The following is a 21437-nucleotide window of genomic DNA, read 5'->3' on the forward strand; positions in this document are numbered from 1 at the left end:
TGATTTAGGCGTTTGAATCATCAGATGATTCGGCTTGTTCTGCTTGCAAATTTTCGCGAATTTCCACCGCTAATTTGTCCAAAATACTGTTGACAAATTTGTGGCTGTCGGTGCCGCCAAAAGTCTTAGTAACTTCAATGGCTTCATTAATAACGACTGCATGTGGTGTTTCGGGCATGGTCTTTAATTCGTGGGTTGCCATCAACAAAATGGCGCGTTCAATCGGATTAATCAGCTTTTCATCGCGATCCAAATGCGGACGAATCAACATCATATAAGCACGTTGATTGGCATTTGTACCAAAAAACAACGCGTCAAATAATTCGGCATCGGCGCGTTTAAAATCGGTGTGTTCGCGCAAAAAATTGGCGATTTCGGGCGCAGGTTTTTGATTTAAAGCTGCTTGATACAAGGCTTGCACCACAAATTCACGCGCACGGCGACGTGGTGATTTGTGTAATTTTTTTTCAGTCATATGATTCTTTCGTGTTGGGTTTTCAGGCAGCCTGAAAATGTGATTTATGGTGTTTTAAATTTAAAATACTGTAAAATTATTAGATTAAAGTACGCAATAAATTTGCCATTTCCACAGCAACCACAGCAGCATCAGTGGCTTTTTCTTGAATGCGAGCATGTGCTTGTTCATCATTTTCGGTGGTCAAAATGGCGTTGGCGATGGGGATATTGAAATCCAAGCCAACGCGCGACACGCCAGCACCAGATTCATTTGCAACCAATTCAAAATGATATGTTTCGCCACGAATCACCGCGCCAAATGCAATCAATGCGTCAAATTCTTCGCTGAGTGCCAGTTGTTGCAATGCCAAAGGCACTTCTAATGCACCAGCCACCGTAACCAATGTGATGTCGTTGTCCGCTACGCCCATGGAGATGAGTTTTTGACGCGCTACTTCCACCATTGCGCTACCGATTTCGTTGGTAAAACGCGCTTGAACGATGCCGATTTTCAAATTTTGACCATTTAAATTGGGTGTGATGGTTTTCATATTAATTCCTTGAATTTAAAATATAAAAATATTTTCAGGCAGCCTGAAAAACGATTTCGGCTGAGTAGTTGATTAAAATGATGGTGAATTAAATAAAAGTGATAACGAGAGCAAAGTAGTTGCATTGCAATTTAAATTTACCTTGTTAATCTTGGGGTTGCCAGTCAGCAACAACGACAAATTGTTCGGTTTCGTCGTTCCATTCCCACGCGCCTTCGGCTTCATGCATTAAGGGGGCGATTTCGGGATTGGCGTTTAGGATTTCGCTTAATAATACTGTATCAAAATTATCAGTATTATCAGCAAAATCATCGTCTTCTGCGCCACTGAAAATGCGCCAACCGCTGTCTTGTTCAAACGCTGCTGCTTCGCGATACAAAAAGCCAACGGGTTCACCATCATCAGAGACTTGGCGGCTTACAATGGCAAATTCCATGGCAGCGCAAAGGGCTTGTGCAAAAGGATTCATAACATTTTTTCCACAAAAAAGCGAATTATACGACATTTTTCCCAAAAAACTGAAAAAATCCCATGCAAAATACAAAAACTTATGGCATAATGTCGCACTCAAATTTCTTGGTTTAAAGAGGGTATTTTCTTATTTAAATCAAGGGAAAAGAGTGAATTTGGTTTTCTTTAAAAATTTTATTTTTAAGGGAAACTAAATTTTTTGTGGTATGCCAAATACTGCATTTTATTGAACCAAATTTCGGAGTTTACGCGGGGTAGCATGCTACTTGGTAAACTTGTCTGCCGTAAGGCTTTTATTTTTTAGGACTTTTCACAATGGCTCTGACCGTAGAACAAAAAGCGCAAATCGTTAAGGATTTCCAACGTAAAGAAGGCGATACTGGCTCTTCTGAAGTGCAAATTGCATTATTAACTTTCCGTATCAATGACTTGACACCACATTTTAAAGCAAACCCAAAAGACGTACACAGTCGTCGTGGTTTATTGAAAATGGTGAGTGCGCGTCGTCGTTTGTTGGCGTATTTGCGCCGCACTGATGCAGAAGCTTATCGTAATGTGATTACACGTTTGGGTCTGCGTAAATAATTTTGCGTTAATCTAAATTGAGGCAGTCTGAAGAAATCTTTCGGACTGCTTTTTTTATGTCTATCAGCATAATATATTCATTAAATAAAATAAATAATATATTTTGTATATAAAAATTTTTTATGCTGCCTAAATTTCATTGCATGACTACCACAAAAACGTTATAATTTACTATATTTTATATGTGAATGAATCTGAAAAATACTCTTGTTATACAAGGGAAAATTTTATTTAAGAGGAAATAAGTCATGCCAAATATTTATCAATTTACAGTGAATGATGCACATGGTAGCCCCAAATCTTTGGAAGATTATCGCGGTAAAGTATTGTTGGTGGTCAACACCGCGTCGCGTTGTGGTTTGACTCCACAATATAAAGAATTACAAACATTGTATGCGAAATATCGTGAACAAGGTTTTGAAATTTTGGATTTTCCATGCAATCAATTCCGCGAGCAAGCACCTGAAAATACAGTAGAATATATGCGAAATTGTAAAACTAAGTTCGGCACCGAATTTACTATTTTTGAAAAAATTGATGTCAACGGCAGCAACACCCACCCGTTGTATGTGTATTTGAAACAACAAAAACCCGAAGACCAAGGCGACAAAAAATTCAAAGATTTATTGTTAAAATTGGCATCGTTGGGCGAGGAGCGTGGCGAACATGACCTGAAATGGAATTTCACCAAATTTTTGATTAACCGCGATGGCGTAGTGGTTGCGCGTTATGCACCCAGCACCACGCCTTTTGAATTGGAAGATGAAATTAAAGCATTGTTAGCTTAATATTCAAAGTCTTTTCAGGCAGCCTGAATCTGTTTTCAGGCTGCCTGAAAGATTTTTAAATTTGCGTAAATTCTGTTACCATTAAGCATTGTTTTTTGCGTTGCGTCCATTGTTGGTTGCAGGCGCGAATGTTTAGATTTTGAGGACTGTTGAATGAAATCCGCTATCATCACCACGAAGCTCAAGCAAGCGATAGATGCGTTTGATGGACGTAATTATGCCATTGCGCACCCGATTTTCTTGCAAGCGGCTCAGCAAAAATCCACTATTGCTCAATTCCATTTGGGTAAAATGTATGAACAAGGTTTGGGCGTGAACCAAGATTATGTTCAGGCTGCCAATTATTTCCGTCAAGCCGCAGAGCGTGGTTATCCCCCTGCACAAGCCAAATTGGGTGAATTTTATGCCAATGGTTTGGGTTTGCCGATGGATTATCGTCAGGCAGCTGAATGGTTTAGTAAAGCCGCCGACCAACAAGATAAAACACCCGAGCATCGTTTACATGAAGCGTGTTCTGCTTATGAAGTTGAGGATTTTGATACTGCCTTGTCCACATTCCAAGAATTGGCGCAAGAAAATGATGCAGTCGCGCAATTTCATTTGGGCGAAATGTACAGCGCAGGCAAAGGTGTACCAACGGATTTTCAACAAGCTGCAGATTGGTATGAATTAGCGGCTAAACAAGATTTTGTCCCCGCGCAAGTGCGTTTGGGTAGAATGTTTGCCAATGGCGAAGGGGTACAAAAAGATTATCGTGCAGCGGCTGAATGGTTGATGAAAGCTGCTGAACGCGAAGACGATGATAACGAAAATTTATTTGAACAAGCACAAAATGCGTATCGTCAAAATGATTATGCTAACGCATTTAATATGCTGGAAAAATTAGCTAATCGTAATCATGATGCTGCTCAATATTATTTAGGTAGTATGTATAAATATGGCTACTCTGTGCGTCAAGATAATGAGCAAGCAATTGAATGGTATATGAAATCCGCTAAGCAAGGTTATCCTGACGCTGTGGCAATGGTGCGTGAACTGGCCAGCAAACATTCTATGCCGTTGGCGATGTTTGGTTTGGGCGAATTGTATGGTTCGGCTTTGGGCGTGGAACAAGATGATGTTCAGGCAGCCGACTGGTTTTTACGTGCCGCACAACGCGGTTATGTACCTGCACAAATTAAAATGGCAGAATGGTATGCGCAAGGTCGTGGTGTTGCACGAGATTATTTGCAAGCATCGGCTTGGTATGGCAAAGTAGCACAAGCACAAGCTGCAGGACAGGCACAACAAGCGTTTGATGCTGAAGTAGCACAAGTGAATAGTACATCAACGCCACATACTCGCCCCACCATTTCACCTACGGTAACTTATGGTGGAAATTCTTCTGTGAAACCCACTGTGGTACAACCTAGTGCGCCACCAACCATTCAATCACTCAAAACCACAGATGATGCAGTAATTGAGTCTGAAGTGGCACAAACTTCACAATCTGCGAATGATTTTCAGAGTATTTCGCCTAATAATCAACAGGTTGATGATGTTCCTGTTAATCCCGAAAATGAAATTGTGGACACGCAGCCTGAAAATGTGGAAGAACCCATTATCAATGAAAATGGCGAAGTGGCTGAAGTAATTGATGGTGCGGCATTGCTGCAAACCGTAGAAGAAACAGAAGAACCTGTTGAAGAAGAGCCAAAAATCAACGAAGAAGAACAAGCACAACAATTTCAACACGCATTAACCAGTTATCAAAACCAAGATTTTGATAATGCGTTTAATGAATTCAAAGCATTGGCAGAACAAGGTCATGCGGAAGCGCAATATTATTTGGGTATTTTGTATGCACAAGGTTGGGGCGTCGAACAAGATGAACGTCAAGCTGCTGTGTGGTATTTGAAAGCCGCCGACCAAGGTCATGCTGCTGCACAATACAATTTGGGTATGGCATACGCTAAAGGCTTGGGTATTATGCAAAATATGGTGGAAGCATCTTATTGGTACACACAAGCTGCTAAATTGGGCTATGTTCAAGCTCAAAATAATTTGGGCGAACTGTATACCAGTGGTGAGGGTGTGAACCAAGATTATGCCCAAGCAGCTGAATGGTTTACCAAAGCTGCTGACCAAGGTGATGCCATTGCACAATATAATTTAGGTTTGGCTTATGCGTATGGTCGTGGCGTGGAACAAAGCGACAAAAAAGCTTTAGAATACACTTTATTGGCAGCCGAACAAGGTAACGCCATTGCACAATACAACTTGGGGGTGCGTTATGAAAGCGGTCAAGGCGTGGTGCAAAATTACACCGAAGCCGCTAAGTGGTACACCAAAGCCGCCGAACAAGGCAACCCCAGCGCACAAAATAATTTGGGGTTATTGTATGCCGATGGTAATGGCGTGGAAAAAGATACCGATAAAGCAGCCGATTGGTGTGAAAAAGCCGCCGACCAAGGACACGCAGATGCTCAATTTAATTTGGGCTTGTTGTACGCACAAAGCACCGACACCGAAGAAGGACAGCGTCAAGCTGCCGCGTGGTATGCCAAAGCCGCTGAACAAGGTCATTCTGGCGCACAAAATAATTTAGCCATCGCGTATTTCAATGGCTGGGGCGTGGAACAAGACCACGAAAAAGCGATTGTGTGGTATCGTGCTGCTGCAGAACAAGGCGTGGTTGCGGCGCAATATGGTTTGGGTTGGTTGTATTTCCACAGTTCTCCGCCAAACTATGAATTAGCCGAACAATGGTGGCAAGAAGCCGTGAAACAAGGCGACCAAAATGCACAACGTGGTCTAGATGAATTGGCAAAACGCCGTGCATAATCATGATGATTTGATATAGTGGAATAAAGTCAAAATGGTACAAAGCGCCCCATGCCCACAACGTATGAATAGTACATATTGGTGTGTGGTCGTTTGTTTCACGATAAGTTCAGGCAGCCTGAAAGCGTTTTGACTGCGTTTCAGGCTGCCTAAAATATTATTTGGGATAAATTATGTTGCTTTTCATTGATAATTATGACAGTTTTACTTACAACATCGTGCAATATTTCGCCGAATTGGGGCAAGATGTGCAAGTATATTGCAATGATGAAATCACATTAGCCGAAATTGAAACACTGAAACCACAGTATTTGGTTATTGGGCCCGGTCCTTGTACGCCTAAAGAAGCAGGGATTTCCGTAGCAGCTATGCAGCATTTCGCAGGTAAATTACCAATTTTGGGTGTGTGTTTGGGGCATCAGACCATTGGTGAAGCGTTTGGTGGCAAGGTAGTGCGTGCCAAAACATTGATGCACGGCAAAACATCACCTGTTCATCATGTGAATCGTGGTGTGTTTCGTGATTTGCCTAATCCTGTGGTTTGTACGCGTTATCACAGTTTGGTGATTGACCGCGACACGCTGCCTGAACATTTGCAGATTACCGCATGGACGGAAGATGGTGAAATCATGGGTATACGTCATCGTGATTATGCGATTGAAGGCGTGCAATTTCACCCCGAAGGTTTATTGACGGAATATGGTCATGAAATGTTACAAAATTTCTTGAGTGAATTTGCGCCTAAATCATAAAATGCAAATTTTTTGAAAGTTTATGAAAATACAGTGCGTTATAGTTTTTTAGAATAACGACTATAGCGTACGACTGCGCAAATTCGTGTCGCCATCGCTGAAATTGGGCAAAATCTGATTGTGAATGAATTGTCAATTGCCCCCTAGACATTTGCCGAACACCATTTTCAATCGTCCGCATCATCACAATGAATTAAAAATTGTGAAAATGCCAGTAAATCATCAAAAATCTGCGTATTTTCGGGCAAGCTATCTTTATCTTTTTCTAATGTTTTCATTCCCTTACCTGTTCGAACCAACACAGGCTTACCACCTACATTCGCAATTGCTTGCAAATCGCGCAAACTGTCGCCGACTAACCAAGTTTCTGATGCTTCTGCATTAAATCGTTGTAAAATATCCAAAATCATGCCCGATTTTGGTTTGCGACAATCGCATTGATGATCAGCTAAATGCGGACAATACCAAATTCCACTGATTTCACCGCCTGCTTGGCGCACCAATTTATGCATTTTGCTGTGCATTTCATTTAGAGTTTGCATTGTAAAATATTGCCGCGCAATCCCCGATTGATTGGTTGCCACTGCCAGCGTGTAGCCAGCCTGTGTGAGAAACGCAATCGCGTCCATGCTCCCGTCAATGGGTAGCCATTCATCGGCGGATTTCACAAAATCATCGCGGTCTTGGTTGATGACACCATCGCGGTCTAGGATAATTAATTTCATATTCAGGCAGCCTGATTATTTTATTTATTCAAAAACAACAGCTTCAGCTAAAATTTTACCTGCCATGTCTTTGGCGGATAAATTCGGTTCACCAATTAAATTCCATTCAATGCCAATTGTTGGGTCGTTCCACAATAATGAGTGTTCGCTGCTTGGGTCATAATAATCGGTGCATTTGTATACAAATTCTGTATTATTTTCAAGCGTGTAGAATCCATGTGCAAAACCTTCGGGAATCCACAACTGGCGTTTATTTTCCGCTGATAATACCGTGCCAAACCATTTGCCAAATGTAGGCGAAGATTTGCGCAAATCCACCGCCACATCAAATACGCTGCCAATCACCACACGCACCAACTTGCCTTGTGTATGCGCTGTTTGATAATGCAAACCGCGTAACACATTTTTATTTGATTTTGAATGATTTTCTTGCACAAAAGTGCAGTCGCTGATGTGTTCACGAAACCAATTATCGCGGAAGGTTTCCATAAAAAAACCACGTTCATCGCCAAAAATTTTGGGTTCTAATAATTTGACCTCTGGAATGTTTGTTTCAATAATATTCATTTTTATAATTAATTATCAATTAGTTATTGTATTTTGACAAATCTGTTAAAGCACGTTGCCAATCACTCGGTTGAATCCCAAAGACAGCCTGAATTTTGCCGCAATCCAAACGCGAATGAGCTGGGCGAAAGGCTGGTGTGGGATAATCCTCTGTGGCAATTTTATTTAAAACAGGGAGTTGTGATAAGATTTGTTGCTGTTGTGCTTGTGTAAAAATTTCACACGCAAATTCAAACCATGACACATAAGGGCTGCCTGAAAAATGGTACACACCAAAATTTTGATTATTGTTCATTAATTGTTCTGAAATCAAAATCAGTGCGTTGGCAATATCGCCAGCGTAAGTTGGGCTGCCAAATTGGTCGCCCACAATACCCAAAGTATCACGCTGTTTTCCCAAACGAATCATTGTCTTAATGAAATTATTACCATGTTCATTAAATACCCACGCGGTTCGCAAAATAATGTGGCGTGCGCAGGCAGCCTGAACCGCTAATTCGCCTGCTAATTTGGTTTTGCCGTATACGCTTTGTGGTGCGACTGGGTCGGTTTCGCGGTATGGTTTTTCTCCTTTTCCATCAAATACATAGTCGGTTGAGATGTGTAAAATTATTGCGCCAACTTCATTGGCAGCAATGGCTAAGTTTTCCGCACCTGTGCAATTGATGGCGTGGGCTAAATTGGCTTCGCTTTCGGCTTTATCCACAGCTGTGTAGGCGGCGGCATTGATGATGACATCGGGGCGAAATTCGTTCACGATTTGTAAGACGGAAGCGCGGTCAGTGATGTCTAGGGCGTTGCGGTCGGTGGCTAGGATTTCTGCTTTGCCTTGTAATTGCGCGACCAATTGGCTGCCAACTTGTCCGTTTGCGCCTGTAATTAAATATTTGTATTTTTTCATATTTTTTCCTATTTTCAGGCTGGTCATTCTCCAATCAATCGCAACAAATATTGCCCGTATTCATTTTTTTTCATTGGTGTGGCAAGTTCACGCAATTTGTCGGACGACAACCAACCGTTGCGCCATGCAATTTCCTCCAAGCACGCCACTTGCAGATTTTGAAGGTGTTCAATGGTTTTCACAAAGCCAGAGGCTTCATGCAAACTTTCATGCGTACCTGTGTCTAGCCACGCAAATCCGCGCCCCAATAATTGAACGTTCAGGCTACCATCGTTTAGATACATTTGATTTAAATCGGTAATTTCCAATTCACCACGTGCAGATGGTTTGATTTGTTTGGCAAATTCTACCACGCGATTATCATAAAAATACAAACCCGTTACTGCCCAATTAGATTTTGGCGTTTGAGGTTTTTCTTCAATAGATAATGCTTTGTAAGCTTTATCAAATTCTACTACGCCAAAGCGTTCGGGGTCTTTGACTTGATAGGCGAATACGGTTGCGCCGTATGTGCGTTTGGCGGTTTGCTGCAAAGTTTGCGTGAATGATTGACCATAAAAGATATTGTCGCCCAACACCAAGCACACATTATTATTACCGATAAATTGTTCGCCAATCAAAAACGCCTGCGCCAAACCGTCTGGGCTGGGTTGAATCGCGTATTGAATGTGAATACCAAAATCCGTACCATCGCCCAATAAACGTTGAAATGCGGCGTTGTCTTCAGGCGTGGTAATCACAAGTACATCGCGAATTCCTGCCAGCATCAGCACAGATAATGGATAATAAATCATGGGTTTATCGTAAACAGGCAAAAGCTGTTTAGACACGCCACGCGTAATCGGATACAGACGCGTCCCCGAACCGCCCGCTAGAATAATACCTTTCATGTTGTTTCTCCTGTGTTATTTGGTTTTCAGGCTGCCTGAAAATCATCAGCATATTTTTCAGGACATCTCCTAAATTGCTTTTCTGTATGCGCCACTCAACACGCGCTCGCACCAATCGCGATTTGCTAAATACCATTCTACGGTTTTGCGAATGCCACTTTCAAAAGTTTCTTGTGGTTTCCAGCCGAGTTCGCGTTCAATTTTTCGCGCATCAATAGCGTAGCGTACATCATGCCCTGCACGGTCGGTAACGTGGGTGATTAAATCCACATATTGATTCACGCCTTGTGGTTTGTTTGGCACAAGCTCTTCTAATAATTCACAAATTTTTTTTACTACATCAATATTGGTTTTTTCGTTGAAACCGCCGATGTTGTAGGTTTCGCCAATTTTGCCATGTGTAATCACTTGATACAAGGCGCGTGCATGGTCTTCTACAAACAGCCAGTCACGGATTTGCAAGCCGTTGCCGTATACGGGCAAGGGTTTACCCGCTAATGCGTTCAAAATCATCAATGGAATCAATTTCTCAGGGAAATGATAGCAACCATAATTATTAGAACAATTGGTAACAATCGTGGGCAAACCGTAAGTGCGTAGCCATGCACGAACCAAATGGTCGCTGCTGGCTTTACTGGCAGAATAGGGGCTGCTTGGTGAATAAGGTGTTGTTTCAGTAAATAAATCATCTGTTCCATGCAAATCACCATACACTTCATCGGTGGAAATGTGGTGAAATTTGAATGCGGCTTGTTTTTCAGGCGGCATTGTTTGCCAATATTGTCGTGCTGCTTCCAATAATGTGAATGTGCCAATGATATTGGTTTGAATAAATTCGCCTGCACTGTTGATGCTTCTGTCTACGTGGCTTTCGGCAGCGAGATGCATCACGGCATTGGGCTGATGTTGGGTGAATACGCGGTCTAATTCGGCGCGGTTGCAAATATCCACTTGCTCAAAGGCGTAGCGCGTGCTGCCTGAAACGCTGGCTAGGTTGTCCAAATTGCCTGCATAGGTTAATTTATCTACATTAACCACGCTGTCTTGAGTGTCGTTGATGATGTGGCGAACCACTGCGGAACCAATAAAGCCTGCGCCGCCTGTTACTAAAATTTTCATACAAATAACCATTTCTCTTAAATAAATTAAAACCTTTGCAAAATCAAAAATTTTACAAAGGCTTGAATCCAAATAATAATTTTTTACTGCAAACTATTGCGCCATTTCTCAAAGGCAGCCTGAAACACAATATTCAATTTTTGTTGAATTTCGGGTGCATCGGCTGTGCGGTAGAATCCGCTTTCACTATCTAAATCAAGTGCTTGGAAGTAGTCGTTAATAAAATGTCCGTAGCCTTCATCTTCGTCTTCATAATAATATTGCGTGAAACGGTTACCTAATTCGTTGAAACACGTTTCGTCAATACCACCACCTAATTCACTCAACACAAAAGTTGTTCCTGAAATGTAACCATTTTTTAACAAATGAAAAGTAGGCAAACGTGATGCGGCTTCACTGTGTAAATTTTGTGAAACCGCCCACGCATAATAATAGCCAATATGATGTGCGGCTTGCTGTGGGGCGAGGTCTTGCGGATAATTGTCTAGATGAAAAGAAATATGGTCGTAGTGCATAATGGTGTCCTATGAATTTCTTTATATTTTATCGCCTTAGCTATTTTGATTCAATCAAAATGATGATTTTTCCGATTCTGCGTATTCAAAAAAAGACAACACCGTTTCAGGCAGCCAACGAATATTGCCGCGTCCTTCACCATTCACAAAGCCACAATGTCCACCGTGTTCAGGCTGCAATAACATGACACTACGAGAAACTTGCTGTGAATTCGGTAAAAATTCGGCTGGCAAAAATGGGTCGTTTTGTGCGTTGAGTAACAATGTGGGGCGCGTGATTTTCGGCAAATATGGCAACGCTTCACAGCGCGTGTAATAATCACGGCAGCCTGAAAATCCATGCATAGGCGCGGTATAGACATCATCAAATTCGCTTAACGTTTTGACGGTACGATGGTATGGCACTTTGTGTTTGAGCGTATGCAAAAAATAGGGTGTGTACAGCCACTTTGCCATGCCTGCACTCAATGCGTCTGCTGCTGCATTCAAGTTTACAGGTGCGGACACCACCGCTGCTGCGTCAACAATCGCCAAATTTCCTTGCTCTCCCAAATATTTAGCTAACGCATTGCCACCCAAAGATACACCCATTGCGTATATTTTTTGCGTGGGATAACGCGTTTTCAGGCAGCCTAACATATGCGCGATTTCTTGCGTGTCGCCACTATGATAGGCGCGAATGGCTCGCACGCCACCACAACCCCGAAAGTGCGCCACCACACCATGCCAACCGCGTTCTTGTACACAACGCATTAATTCTACAGAATAATGGCTGTGGCTACTGCCTTCCAGTCCGTGAAATAATACCACCACAGGCGCATTGGCGTAGGGCGAATCCACAAAATCGTAAGCGACCAAATCGGTTTGATGGCTGTCTGTCCATAGTTCGCGGCGATAATGTGGTGTGGGGGATTGTCGGGTTTTGGCGTAGATGGTTTGGGCATGGGCATTGCGTAACCATTTGGGTGGAATAGGGTGGGTGTATTGGAACATAAAAATTTTCAGATAAATATGGGTTTTCAGGCTGCCTGAAAGTGATTTAGAACTTGTATTCGCAAAAATTGTCAATAAAATCAAGTTGTCAATTTTACGAACACAGATTCTGAATCAAATCAATGGATAATTTGTTGTTGCCAAACTATTTTTTCCCATTGATGGCGATAATTTTGTAATTCATCAAAATCGGGAAATTCGTCAATTAAATTACATTTTTTGATTTCATCAAGCAAATCTGCTAACAATTCAATTGGTTCAACTTCTATGCCAAATAAATCCGCATCAAATGACACACCCACCAAATGATGAGCAGTGTCCATGCTAATTAAATTTTCATACATAAAATCAGCAAGTTGAATTTCGGTTAATGTATAATTTGCCCACTCTTCTTGTTGGCAAGCGCGTGCAGCATCGGCGCAATGCCAAAAGCAATATACCGTGTCAGGTTCACCCAAATCATCGCTATACGATTCTGATGGGCATTCGGCGAATGATTCATCTTCATCTTGCAATGTAAATACCATTTGATTTTGCACAACTTGGGTAATGAATTGTTGATAGATGGGATCGTTTAATTGTTCTTGTTTCACGCGTCTGGTTCCTTGTATAAATCTTCTGATTCTTCTGTATTATCAGTTGATTGCATAATATTTTTGATTTCTTGATACAAAGCGCGAAAATGTTTGGGTGGTTTGTTTTCAGCTTGTTCTTTGCGCGTGTTACGTACCAAAGTCCGCAACGTGGACGCATCGGCATGAGGGTAATCGGTAATAAATTGCGTTAAGGCATCGTCTTTTTCAATCAAACGCGTTCGCATTTGTTCCACGCGTTGCAAAAATGCATTATATGCTTGATTTTCACCAGCTAATTGAGCTAAGAATGCACGAATCGGTGTTGCGTCAATATCACGCATCAATCGCCCGATGTATTGCGCTTGGCGTTTGGTTGCACCGTTAGACGTGATTTTTTTGTAATCTTTGATGGCTTGCAACAAATCTTCAGGCAGCCCAATTTTTTTGATGGTTTGGTCGGACAATTTGGTCAATGCCATACCCAAATCTTGTAATTCGTCCATTTGGCGTTTTTTGGCGGTTTTGCTAATCCATTCTTCGGTCATGATGTGTCTCGTCAATAATTTTATTTTGAAAACGAATTTTAGCGCAAAACCGCGTTTTCAGGCAGCCTGAAAATGATGAACTTGCTAATCATCTTCGGGCGTGAATATGTACCACGCGTATATAGCGGATGCGGTCGATTTGTCCTATTTTAAACGACTATAAATCAATATTCTTACATTACCCATCTAAAAAATTGGTGGGCTACAAGCCCACCATATAACATAAAATTCATAAAAAAGTAATAAAGGTACAGTTAAATTTTAAAATATTTTTCATATTTTTATGAATAAATTAACTGCTCGTATGATTTCATTAGGCTCTGCCCGTACTTAACCCTGCTTTGCCATTTTCCCACAAGGTTTTCAACAATACTTTCCACGCCGACAATTTAGGATTGGGCTGTTTGCCTTGCCCGATCAAGTCCATTTGCGTCATATACCAGTTCATTTCCAACATTGCACCTGCTTTTTTATCAACCAACGCCACGCCTGTTTGAATGCGGTCGGTTTGCACCGTTTGGTAGGTGCCGTTTTGAATTTGGTTTGCCAAATCGGGCACCAAAGCAAACGGACGAGCGACACTGACCAAATCTAAATGGCCGCTGGATAAGGCATCTTCCATGGCGCTTTGTGAACGGAAGCCGCCGGTAATAATCAAAGGGAATTTTCAGAAGATGGTTTTAGCGTACAAATCAAAGTGCGGTCAATCTTAAGTGAATTTTATATTAATTTTGATATTCCATAGTTCACTAAAAATCCACCAACCACTAGCCATAAATAAGTTAGTGTTCCTAAAACAAGTGGTTTTAATCCTGCCTTTTTGATTGCGCTTGCTTGCGTCGTTAAGCCAAGCGCAGCCATCGCTGAAATTAATAAGAAAGAATCAATTTCAACGAATAATTTCACGAGTTCTTCTGGTAATAAATCAAAAGAATTAAAAATGGCAACGCCAATAAAAAGTACAGCAAACCAAGGAATTGCAATTTTGTGTGATGTATTTTCTGATACTCCATTACTACGTGTTAATAACCAAGAAAGCATTAATAAAAATGGGGCGAGCATCATCACTCGGATCATTTTGGAAATGACGGCAGTATTCGCCACGATAGGATCAATATTTTCCCCAATCGCATAAACTTGAGCCACTTCGTGTACACTAGAACCAACATAAATACCGAATTGATGGGCGTTAATTAAATGTTGTGACCACGTGTAGAAAAAGGGGTAAGTAAAAATAGCAAGAGTCCCGAAAATGACCACTATGGCAATCGCCACTGAAACTTTATGGGATTCTGCTTTGGTAACAGGCTCTGCCGCCATCACTGCTGCTGCACCGCAAATGCTGCAACCTGCCCCAATGAGATAAACCAATTGTTTATCCATTTTTAGATAACGAATGCCTAAAAGTGCGGTAAAAAAGAACGTTGAAATTAGCATGATTGCATCAGTGACGACAGCATTTAATCCGACATCAGCAATATCGCCAAAAGTGAGGCGAAAACCATACAGCACAATGCCAGTGCGAAGAAGCGTGCCTTTCGCAAATAACACGCCTTTTTCCACTTGTGTTGAAAATTGCGGATAAATGGTATTGCCGATTGCCATTCCCAGCAAAATGGCAATAATTAAAGCACTGATATGATAATGATGGGAAAAATCAGTGTTTCCTAAATAGTTAGCAAGTATAGCGATAATCGCGATAAATATAAGCCCGAAATAAAAGGGACGGGTGTTCATTTTTTCTCTCCTTAGTGAGTGTTTTTGTCTTTTACCCAAGCAGTTTCATCTAAAATTTTGCCAAAATAACTTTCCACTAAACGACGAGTAACATCAGTTTGTGGATAAAATGAAAAACCTGAAGCGTGGGTGCAATAAGTTAAGCCATTTTCAGTTAAAAATGTTGGAATACTTGGCGCAGCCTGAAACCTTTGCAAAACCCCAAAAAATCCGCTAAATTTCTGTTACCAAGAATTTAGAGGATTTTTCCATGTCCAGCTTTTTCTATCACACCGCCCAAACCCTACTTAACCAATACACAGACCGTTTCCCATTACTTAAAATCACCCAACTTCTGGATTGGCAAGCCATTGAACAAACGCTCGCCAACCATAAAGTAAACTATGTATGCAATAACGGCGGTCGTCCTGCCTATCCGTTACTACCGATGTTCCGCGCCATTTTGCTCGGACAATGGCACAGTTTGTCTGACCCAGAATTGGAACGCAGTTTGGTTACGCGTTTAGATTTCATCATTTTTTGCCAATTTCCAGATGAAATGAATCTACCCGACCACAGCACACTCAACCGCTTTCGTAATTGGTTGATTAAAGAAGGTTTGGCAGACGAACTTTATCAACAAATCAACCAACAACTGGCCCACAATCAACTCAAAGTAGAAAAAGCGCAAACGGCGATTGTGGACGCGACCATTATTCAAACTGCAGGTGGAAAACTTAAAAAATCCATTGAAATCAATGAGAACGAAGAAGTGATCCAAACCCCCGCCAGTAAAGACAAAGACGCAAGATGGACAATCAAAAGCAAGCATTGGTATTTGGGCTACAAACTTCATGCACGTACCGATGAAGAGGGGTTTCACGTTACGCTAGCGAATGCATCTGATGTGAACAATTTAGAAACCGTGTTGGACAAGGTTGAACAGGGTGTCAAAGTGTACGCGGATAAAGGTTACGACAGTCAATCCAATCGCGAATTTTTGGATAAAAATCAATTAGTAGACGGTATTATGCGTAAAGCACATCGCAAGAAACCTTTGATGCGTGAAGATATTGAGCGCAATAAGGAGTTGGCGAAAATCCGTTATCGTGTAGAACAGAGTTTTGCCATTTTGCATCGCATATTTAGATGTAAGCGTGCGAGTTATTTTGGGCTAGAAAAGGTCAAAGGGCAAATGGGTTTGAAAGTGATTTGTTTGAATTTGCTCAAAGCGGCAAACAAGTTAAGGCTTGTTGCGCCGATTGCTGCCTGAAAGGGCATAAGGCAGCCTGAAAATGGGCTGTTATAGTGAGATTGGTGTGATTATTTTGCTTGATTTTGTTGTGTTTGTGTTGAAATAGTGAAAACCTCAAAACAAATGAATTGTTTTGGGGTTTTGCAAAGGTTTCAGCCTGTAATTCTACACTTTAGCTTATGCAGAGCAGAAAATATAAAAATCTCAGATTTAGACGTAACATAACAAATGCATTGTAATAAATTATGTGCCAAATTGTAAAGCATATTAGTAAAAATGGCTAGGATATTGAATGTTTAATAGGGTTCAAAAGGAAATCAATCAAATTATTAATCGTGGTTTTGACCGCACTTTGATCTGCCCCCCAAAAATTTGACCGCTTGCATCATTATCAAGACCGCAGCCGTCTGAAACATTGATAGACCGGTTACTGATGTCCGCTTTCTGCCACTTTTGTCCATTTTGCCAATGTCTGCTTCATCTGTGCCTGAGGGATGAAGCGGGCCATCCGTTCTACTTCCTTGCCTTGATAAAACAGCAGCCATGCAGGTGCGGTCAGCACGTGGAAACGTCCAGCCATTTCGGGTATTTCAGCAATATCGGCTTTTACGGCATACACATTTCCTTCCTCCGCCAAAGCTGAGTCAAGCTGGGCGGCCACGACCGTACAAACACCGCAGATTGGGGCTTTGATGTACAGTGATACTAAAGGGTGTGTGGCGATAGCCTGTTCGATGTCTTTCAGAGTGTGCAGTTGTTGCATGTCATGTACTCCTTTGAGCGATTAAGCCCTTTTCTAGTTGTCCAGAAAAGGGGCTTTCAACGAAATGAAAACAAGAAAACGGTTTGAGTCGTCTAGATTTTTTCCACAACCACTTTTGCCCTCGCTTTCAGGCTGTTCAACACTGGGGAGGTGGCGGCTGAGCGGTCGGCGAAATTTTGCAGGGTAGGAAGGTCGGCGTCGGCTTTTACTTTTATGGTTAGCACCAGATTATCCAGTCCGCCGTAGCCATCTTCCATGCCGAACAGTTTGGCCATGTCGATACCGCCCCTTGCGGATATTTCAAACTGTTCCAGTTTCACGCCTGCCTGTGCTGCTTGCAACTCGAAACCTATGGAGCAGCAGCCTGCAGCAGCGCCGATCAGGTATTCCATCGGATTTGGGGCGGCGTTTTCACCGCCCATGTTTTTCGGTTCGTCCGTGGTAAAGGCAGGGAAGCGGCGCACGGAGATTTCGTTCTTCGTGCCGGATACCCAGCGCGAATCGGCGCGTAATGCTGCCTTGCCTTTTGTATGATCGTTTTCAACCGCTGCCATGGTAGTTCGGAAACGCTCGATATCTAACCCGTTAATCATGTTTTGTCCTTTCATATGATGAATTGCAGATGGTTTTTCGCTACACTTACACGCCCATTTTCCACGCGGAGATGCGTTTCAAATTATCCACCGTGTCGTGATTGACGATGGCGACGAACGTGCCGTCCAGTTTGGCAATTTCTGCTTTGTCTTCATCACTGAGGGCAAAGTCAAAGATGTTCAAGTTTTCCGCCATGCGTTCGGGTTTAGTGGATTTTGCCAACACGATGATGTCGCGCTCAATCAGCCAGCGGGTAATCACCTGCGCTACCGATTTGCCGTATTTCGCACCGATTTTGCTTAATACGGGGTTGTGGAAAATATCATTTTTGCCTTCGGCAAACGGCGCCCATGCTTCCACGGCGATGCCTTCAGCCTGCAAAGCGGAAACGGCTTCGTTTTTTTATTGGAACGGATTGATTTCAATCTGATTCGCTTGCGGCATCACTTTATTAAACAGCCCCAAATCCACCGCACGCACCGGCGAAAAATTGCTCACACCGATGGCGCGGATTTTGCCGGCTGAAATCTTTGCAAAACCCAAAAATTAACCTAAATCCCGTCATTCCCGCGAATGCGGGAATCCAATAGTAAAATTTAGATAATTGATTTTATTTGATTGATTAAAAATCTATTTAAGATTAAAAATGGATTACCGCCTACGCGGTAATGACGACGGATAGTTTTGCAAAGGTTTCTGGCTGCCTGATATTCTTCCAGCGCGCGCCATGTACCGTAGCTGTCGCCGTAAGGCTGATGAATCAGCACCATATCGATGTAATCCAAATTCAGACGACCCAGCGAGGCTGGTGCCTTCTAACTAAATTATGGTTTTGTCAGTTGCGCACTTTTCATTTTACAGACAACCTGATTGGGCGGAGATTTTAATTTGATATTTGTGGAAGTAAAAAAGGTTAAGATCCGGCTATACTTTTTGTAGCCAGACATGAGAAAGTAATAAGTAGTATGCTAAAATACTTAAAATCACTTGACAAACAGAACCCAAAATGAAATTTACCCAAGCTAACATTGATTCTATTGTAACTGCTCAAAAAAATGATAACTTGACTGTTTTTATTGGAGCAGGTTTTTCAAAATTTGCTGAAACAGAAACAATAAAATTTCCTTTATGGTCTAAGTTAATGGAAGTTTTAAAAAATGATTTAGGCACTAAAGAAACAGACTTCCTCAAGATTGCACAATTATATTATCTTGAATTCGGAGAGTATAAATTGTATCAAAAATTACGAGAGTTCGTACCTTTACATGCCATGCCATCAGATTTACATACTGATTTATTTCAAATACTAAAACCTAAATATATTGTTACAACCAATTGGGATAACCTTTTAGAAAAAACAGTTACTAACAATGGATTAGTTTATGATGTAATCAAAACAGAAGCTGACTTAATAAAATCAAGCTTACCAAGAAAATTAATCAAAATCCATGGGGATTTTGATAATCATAACATTGTTTTCAAAGAAGATGATTACCTTAACTATAGCATAAATAACCCTATATTTGATAACTTCTTAAAACATATTTTATCCACAACTACTGTTTTATTCTTAGGTTATTCTTATAGCGATAATAACCTAAAGCAGATCATCAAATGGATTGAAAAGAACTCTAGTATTTCTCCACCAAGATTTCTACTAATAAAAGAAAATAACACTTCACAAAATATATATCTTGAGAATCATGGTATTAAAGTTTTATGCCCTATCTCCAATTCCGAAGATATTGAATACAAAGAATTGTATTGTAATTTCTTCGCTGCACTAGAAAGCACTATGGAAGGAAAAATAAAACTAGATGATAGCGAGGTATCAGATGAAGCCATAATAGATTACTTCTATGCCAACTTAATTGGGTTAGCCGAATTAAATAGCTTATTACCAGAACAAATTACAAACGTATTTTCAAATTGTACAATCGAATACCACCATAATTGCTTTGGTCTTCATTTTCACAGTAACTTAATGACCCTAGATTATGACTCTGAAATAAGAAAAACATACAGTAAATTCTTTGATATTATTAGTGAGGAAGAAAGGAGAGAGAAATATATGTATAAACTATATTATATTTTTTCTTGTTTTATTTCCTCCGGTGTGGTTTTTATAAAAAATAAGGATACACCAATTAATATCTTAAAAATACTTCGAAACAAAGGACAAGAAATAGAAGAAAATACAAAAAATGATTTTTATAATTTTATTTCCTTTTCTAGTAATATGCCTAGAATTCTATTTGAATTTCTAACATACGATAATAAATCTGAAGATAATGGAGACAACATACATAAGACATCAAATACAAATATTGAGCTATTTGAAAAGTTATCATTAGATGTTGTTAATAATTTAATTAGGCAGCGATATTTGTCAGCCATGATTTCTAAATTTAACAAATCAATTATCGCTAAAAAATTGGCAAATAGCCCAGATGTAGATAAACAACTTCAAAACAAATTTCGAAAGGAACAGCACAATGATTTCACTAATGAGTTAATCAATAATGACAACTACCCAAATAGTTATAAGAGGCATCTAAAACCATTAGTTGACTTATTAGGTTTTAAATCCATATACAAATTTTACTACGAATCAGTTATTGATAATGAAGAACATCTTAGTTTAGAAGAGAGTAAGAAGAATGGTGGGTTTGGGGTTACTGATAAAGAGCAGCGCTCTAATGATAGATTGATTCAGCTTTTAAAGTTTTGTGCAAATAACAATATTGCGTTAGATTCCTATTCAGAATTTCAAAACCTAATGAAGTCTTATACTATAGGTAAAATTAAAATCCATAAAGTTAGAGAGAAATTTGAATTAACTCAAGTTGATTTATTTATTCTTATTAAATACCTTAAATTTAATGAGTTATGGAATGTGCTCACCAAGAACATTTTAGTTTTTGTTAAAGAGGAACTAAAAGAAGGAAGTGGTAGTAATATTTTTCTCTTCTCTGAAGAAGAAAAAAAACTATTTGAAAGACACATTTGATAATTTATCAAAATTATTTTCTGAATACGGCCATTATTTTTATTTGAATATAGTATCCAACTCTTTTTTGAATTTAATTATGCTTATCAGTTTAGTAAGATGGAATAAAGATGAGCTTAATTATTTTATAGACAAGATAAAATCTATCTTTATAAATGTAATTATTCCACTTAATTATATTAATGCAATAAATTATTTTGTTTTAATTCAAAATAAATTATATAAAACAAACAGTCCTAAATTTTTAGAGTTAATTGATTGTGTATTAGAAGGATTTATATCAGGAAAATTTAAAGCTCCATTTTATCAAAGAATCAATGATGATCTTCAATCAATTTACCATTATTCTTATGTAAATAACACATCATATACAAATAAAAAATTGGTAAAAAAAGCACTATCGTCAATTGAAAATGACTTTGATGACCCAAAAATGAAACGATACTTCTTCCAAAAATTCCTATTGCCTGTTTATCAAATAGCAAATGATGAAATTAAACAATTATTCGTTCAGTATTTTGATAAATTAAGAATTTCAGATTGGACCAAAATTTGTAAAGAACATCTCTATGGAGAAATATTCCGAGAGCTGGATTTTTTGCAAAAAGGTTGTGAGCCTAAACAAGAGTTTATTGATTTTATGACTAACTGGGTTCGTAACGTTCTAAACAAGGATGCTCTTTCTGATTTAGATTTACTTAAAAATGGAGGTGTAGATTATTTAATTGAATTGATTGAGTTTTTAGTTACAGAAAAAAATCAATCTAAGCTAAATGAGTTACAAACCCTTTTAAAAGATAAAATTGAAAATATTAATAATAGCTAATTGATTATACAAGAAAG

The 21437-nt window shown here is 40.0% G+C and carries 27 protein-coding genes; 7 read left to right on the forward strand and 20 right to left on the reverse strand.

The features are described 5' to 3' along the window. Positions 1-4: 4 nt before the first annotated feature. The 3 genes from nusB to BWP33_RS04505 form a co-directional block, all read right to left on the reverse strand. Positions 5-475 carry a transcription antitermination factor NusB gene (gene nusB / locus BWP33_RS04495; protein WP_002641748.1) on the reverse strand — a complete coding sequence of 157 codons (471 nt, stop codon included), beginning with the start codon at positions 473-475 and terminating at the stop codon, positions 5-7. Positions 476-554: 79 nt separating this feature from the next. Further along, complete coding sequence (gene ribH / locus BWP33_RS04500; RefSeq protein WP_002641747.1) at positions 555-1007, reverse strand: 6,7-dimethyl-8-ribityllumazine synthase; 453 nt, start codon at positions 1005-1007, stop codon at positions 555-557. A gap of 145 nt (positions 1008-1152) precedes the next feature. After that, positions 1153-1476 carry a DUF2185 domain-containing protein gene (locus BWP33_RS04505; protein WP_002641746.1) on the reverse strand — a complete coding sequence of 108 codons (324 nt, stop codon included), beginning with the start codon at positions 1474-1476 and terminating at the stop codon, positions 1153-1155. A gap of 317 nt (positions 1477-1793) precedes the next feature. Here BWP33_RS04505 and rpsO point away from each other — a divergent pair, with 317 nt between their 5' ends. From rpsO to BWP33_RS04530, 4 genes are all read left to right on the forward strand, one after another. Then, positions 1794-2063, forward strand: coding sequence for a 30S ribosomal protein S15 (rpsO, locus tag BWP33_RS04515; protein WP_002641745.1), 270 nt, complete (start codon positions 1794-1796; stop codon positions 2061-2063). A 248-nt stretch (positions 2064-2311) separates the two neighbouring features. After that, on the forward strand, positions 2312-2851 hold the full coding sequence (locus tag BWP33_RS04520) for a glutathione peroxidase (RefSeq protein ID WP_002641744.1): 540 nt from the start codon (positions 2312-2314) through the stop codon (positions 2849-2851). A gap of 153 nt (positions 2852-3004) precedes the next feature. Continuing rightward, the gene (locus tag BWP33_RS04525; RefSeq protein WP_002641743.1) at positions 3005-5674 is read left to right on the forward strand and encodes an SEL1-like repeat protein; all 2670 of its coding nucleotides are present in this window, start codon (positions 3005-3007) and stop codon (positions 5672-5674) included. Between the two features lie 173 nt (positions 5675-5847). Next, a complete protein-coding gene (locus tag BWP33_RS04530) occupies positions 5848-6426 on the forward strand; it encodes an aminodeoxychorismate/anthranilate synthase component II (protein ID WP_002641742.1) in 579 nt (192 codons plus the stop codon). 167 nt (positions 6427-6593) lie between these two features. Here the strand turns inward: BWP33_RS04530 and gmhB are convergent, their stop codons facing one another. The 12 genes from gmhB to BWP33_RS04595 all read right to left on the reverse strand — a co-directional run bounded on the left by gmhB (position 6594) and on the right by BWP33_RS04595 (position 15190). After that, complete coding sequence (gene gmhB, locus BWP33_RS04540) at positions 6594-7151, reverse strand: D-glycero-beta-D-manno-heptose 1,7-bisphosphate 7-phosphatase (RefSeq protein ID WP_002641741.1); 558 nt, start codon at positions 7149-7151, stop codon at positions 6594-6596. A 24-nt stretch (positions 7152-7175) separates the two neighbouring features. Beyond that, the gene (rfbC, locus tag BWP33_RS04545) at positions 7176-7718 is read right to left on the reverse strand and encodes a dTDP-4-dehydrorhamnose 3,5-epimerase (protein WP_002641740.1); all 543 of its coding nucleotides are present in this window, start codon (positions 7716-7718) and stop codon (positions 7176-7178) included. 19 nt (positions 7719-7737) lie between these two features. Continuing rightward, on the reverse strand, positions 7738-8619 hold the full coding sequence (gene rfbD / locus BWP33_RS04550) for a dTDP-4-dehydrorhamnose reductase (RefSeq protein ID WP_002641739.1): 882 nt from the start codon (positions 8617-8619) through the stop codon (positions 7738-7740). Between the two features lie 23 nt (positions 8620-8642). Continuing rightward, the gene (gene rfbA / locus BWP33_RS04555) at positions 8643-9509 is read right to left on the reverse strand and encodes a glucose-1-phosphate thymidylyltransferase RfbA (RefSeq protein ID WP_002641738.1); all 867 of its coding nucleotides are present in this window, start codon (positions 9507-9509) and stop codon (positions 8643-8645) included. A 69-nt stretch (positions 9510-9578) separates the two neighbouring features. Beyond that, a complete protein-coding gene (gene rfbB / locus BWP33_RS04560) occupies positions 9579-10628 on the reverse strand; it encodes a dTDP-glucose 4,6-dehydratase (protein WP_040628894.1) in 1050 nt (349 codons plus the stop codon). 83 nt (positions 10629-10711) lie between these two features. Next, a complete protein-coding gene (locus tag BWP33_RS04565; RefSeq protein WP_002641736.1) occupies positions 10712-11143 on the reverse strand; it encodes a DUF7832 domain-containing protein in 432 nt (143 codons plus the stop codon). A 54-nt stretch (positions 11144-11197) separates the two neighbouring features. Continuing rightward, positions 11198-12136, reverse strand: coding sequence for a YheT family hydrolase (locus tag BWP33_RS04570; RefSeq protein ID WP_002641735.1), 939 nt, complete (start codon positions 12134-12136; stop codon positions 11198-11200). Positions 12137-12255: 119 nt separating this feature from the next. Continuing rightward, positions 12256-12729, reverse strand: coding sequence for a DUF2750 domain-containing protein (locus BWP33_RS04575; RefSeq protein ID WP_002641734.1), 474 nt, complete (start codon positions 12727-12729; stop codon positions 12256-12258). Beyond that, on the reverse strand, positions 12726-13256 hold the full coding sequence (yjgA, locus tag BWP33_RS04580; RefSeq protein WP_002641733.1) for a ribosome biogenesis factor YjgA: 531 nt from the start codon (positions 13254-13256) through the stop codon (positions 12726-12728). Before yjgA ends, BWP33_RS04575 begins: the two co-directional genes overlap by 4 nt. 313 nt (positions 13257-13569) lie before the next feature. Then, positions 13570-13878 carry a hypothetical protein gene (locus tag BWP33_RS04585; protein WP_002641732.1) on the reverse strand — a complete coding sequence of 103 codons (309 nt, stop codon included), beginning with the start codon at positions 13876-13878 and terminating at the stop codon, positions 13570-13572. A 98-nt stretch (positions 13879-13976) separates the two neighbouring features. Beyond that, on the reverse strand, positions 13977-14993 hold the full coding sequence (locus tag BWP33_RS04590; RefSeq protein WP_002641731.1) for a YeiH family protein: 1017 nt from the start codon (positions 14991-14993) through the stop codon (positions 13977-13979). Positions 14994-15004: 11 nt separating this feature from the next. Next, positions 15005-15190 carry a hypothetical protein gene (locus BWP33_RS04595; RefSeq protein ID WP_040628890.1) on the reverse strand — a complete coding sequence of 62 codons (186 nt, stop codon included), beginning with the start codon at positions 15188-15190 and terminating at the stop codon, positions 15005-15007. Between the two features lie 53 nt (positions 15191-15243). Between BWP33_RS04595 and BWP33_RS04600 the strand changes: the two genes are divergently transcribed. Further along, positions 15244-16245: an IS5 family transposase gene (locus tag BWP33_RS04600; protein WP_104930300.1), complete on the forward strand. Its 1002-nt coding sequence runs from the start codon at positions 15244-15246 to the stop codon at positions 16243-16245. Between the two features lie 409 nt (positions 16246-16654). Here the strand turns inward: BWP33_RS04600 and BWP33_RS04605 are convergent, their stop codons facing one another. From BWP33_RS04605 to BWP33_RS13290, 5 genes are all read right to left on the reverse strand, one after another. After that, positions 16655-16990, reverse strand: coding sequence for a thioredoxin family protein (locus BWP33_RS04605; protein ID WP_002641729.1), 336 nt, complete (start codon positions 16988-16990; stop codon positions 16655-16657). Between the two features lie 92 nt (positions 16991-17082). After that, entirely contained in the window at positions 17083-17583 is a 501-nt protein-coding gene (locus BWP33_RS04610) for an OsmC family protein (protein ID WP_002641728.1), read from the reverse strand. A 46-nt stretch (positions 17584-17629) separates the two neighbouring features. Further along, complete coding sequence (locus BWP33_RS04615) at positions 17630-17944, reverse strand: aldo/keto reductase (protein ID WP_002641727.1); 315 nt, start codon at positions 17942-17944, stop codon at positions 17630-17632. A gap of 42 nt (positions 17945-17986) precedes the next feature. Continuing rightward, on the reverse strand, positions 17987-18127 hold the full coding sequence (locus tag BWP33_RS12900) for a hypothetical protein (RefSeq protein WP_224451201.1): 141 nt from the start codon (positions 18125-18127) through the stop codon (positions 17987-17989). Between the two features lie 53 nt (positions 18128-18180). Further along, positions 18181-18369, reverse strand: coding sequence for a hypothetical protein (locus BWP33_RS13290; protein WP_398407866.1), 189 nt, complete (start codon positions 18367-18369; stop codon positions 18181-18183). 221 nt (positions 18370-18590) lie between these two features. Between BWP33_RS13290 and BWP33_RS04625 the strand changes: the two genes are divergently transcribed. Both BWP33_RS04625 and BWP33_RS04630 read left to right on the forward strand, forming a co-directional pair. Next, positions 18591-20594: an SIR2 family protein gene (locus BWP33_RS04625; RefSeq protein WP_002641726.1), complete on the forward strand. Its 2004-nt coding sequence runs from the start codon at positions 18591-18593 to the stop codon at positions 20592-20594. After that, positions 20578-21420, forward strand: a complete 843-nt coding sequence (locus BWP33_RS04630) for a hypothetical protein (protein WP_104930320.1) — start codon at positions 20578-20580, stop codon at positions 21418-21420. Before BWP33_RS04625 ends, BWP33_RS04630 begins: the two co-directional genes overlap by 17 nt. Positions 21421-21437: the final 17 nt, after the last annotated feature.

Source organism: Simonsiella muelleri ATCC 29453 (assembly GCF_002951835.1).
Classification (GTDB): Bacteria; Pseudomonadota; Gammaproteobacteria; order Burkholderiales; family Neisseriaceae; genus Simonsiella; species Simonsiella muelleri.

Excerpts from the sequence above, each read along its gene's own strand:
- BWP33_RS04600 (WP_104930300.1), top strand. The coding sequence starts at position 15,244 with ATGTCCAGCTTTTTCTATCACACCGCCCAAACCCTACTTAACCAATAC.
- ribH (WP_002641747.1), bottom strand. The coding sequence starts at position 1,007 with ATGAAAACCATCACACCCAATTTAAATGGTCAAAATTTGAAAATCGGC.
- BWP33_RS04610 (WP_002641728.1), bottom strand. The coding sequence starts at position 17,583 with ATGATTAACGGGTTAGATATCGAGCGTTTCCGAACTACCATGGCAGCG.
- BWP33_RS04605 (WP_002641729.1), bottom strand. The coding sequence starts at position 16,990 with ATGCAACAACTGCACACTCTGAAAGACATCGAACAGGCTATCGCCACA.
- yjgA (WP_002641733.1), bottom strand. The coding sequence starts at position 13,256 with ATGACCGAAGAATGGATTAGCAAAACCGCCAAAAAACGCCAAATGGAC.
- rfbA (WP_002641738.1), bottom strand. The coding sequence starts at position 9,509 with ATGAAAGGTATTATTCTAGCGGGCGGTTCGGGGACGCGTCTGTATCCG.
- BWP33_RS04520 (WP_002641744.1), top strand. The coding sequence starts at position 2,312 with ATGCCAAATATTTATCAATTTACAGTGAATGATGCACATGGTAGCCCC.
- rpsO (WP_002641745.1), top strand. The coding sequence starts at position 1,794 with ATGGCTCTGACCGTAGAACAAAAAGCGCAAATCGTTAAGGATTTCCAA.
- BWP33_RS04565 (WP_002641736.1), bottom strand. The coding sequence starts at position 11,143 with ATGCACTACGACCATATTTCTTTTCATCTAGACAATTATCCGCAAGAC.
- rfbC (WP_002641740.1), bottom strand. The coding sequence starts at position 7,718 with ATGAATATTATTGAAACAAACATTCCAGAGGTCAAATTATTAGAACCC.
- BWP33_RS04525 (WP_002641743.1), top strand. The coding sequence starts at position 3,005 with ATGAAATCCGCTATCATCACCACGAAGCTCAAGCAAGCGATAGATGCG.
- rfbD (WP_002641739.1), bottom strand. The coding sequence starts at position 8,619 with ATGAAAAAATACAAATATTTAATTACAGGCGCAAACGGACAAGTTGGC.
- rfbB (WP_040628894.1), bottom strand. The coding sequence starts at position 10,628 with ATGAAAATTTTAGTAACAGGCGGCGCAGGCTTTATTGGTTCCGCAGTG.
- BWP33_RS04530 (WP_002641742.1), top strand. The coding sequence starts at position 5,848 with ATGTTGCTTTTCATTGATAATTATGACAGTTTTACTTACAACATCGTG.
- gmhB (WP_002641741.1), bottom strand. The coding sequence starts at position 7,151 with ATGAAATTAATTATCCTAGACCGCGATGGTGTCATCAACCAAGACCGC.
- BWP33_RS04625 (WP_002641726.1), top strand. The coding sequence starts at position 18,591 with ATGAAATTTACCCAAGCTAACATTGATTCTATTGTAACTGCTCAAAAA.
- BWP33_RS04585 (WP_002641732.1), bottom strand. The coding sequence starts at position 13,878 with ATGGAAGATGCCTTATCCAGCGGCCATTTAGATTTGGTCAGTGTCGCT.
- nusB (WP_002641748.1), bottom strand. The coding sequence starts at position 475 with ATGACTGAAAAAAAATTACACAAATCACCACGTCGCCGTGCGCGTGAA.
- BWP33_RS04570 (WP_002641735.1), bottom strand. The coding sequence starts at position 12,136 with ATGTTCCAATACACCCACCCTATTCCACCCAAATGGTTACGCAATGCC.
- BWP33_RS04590 (WP_002641731.1), bottom strand. The coding sequence starts at position 14,993 with ATGAACACCCGTCCCTTTTATTTCGGGCTTATATTTATCGCGATTATC.
- BWP33_RS04505 (WP_002641746.1), bottom strand. The coding sequence starts at position 1,476 with ATGAATCCTTTTGCACAAGCCCTTTGCGCTGCCATGGAATTTGCCATT.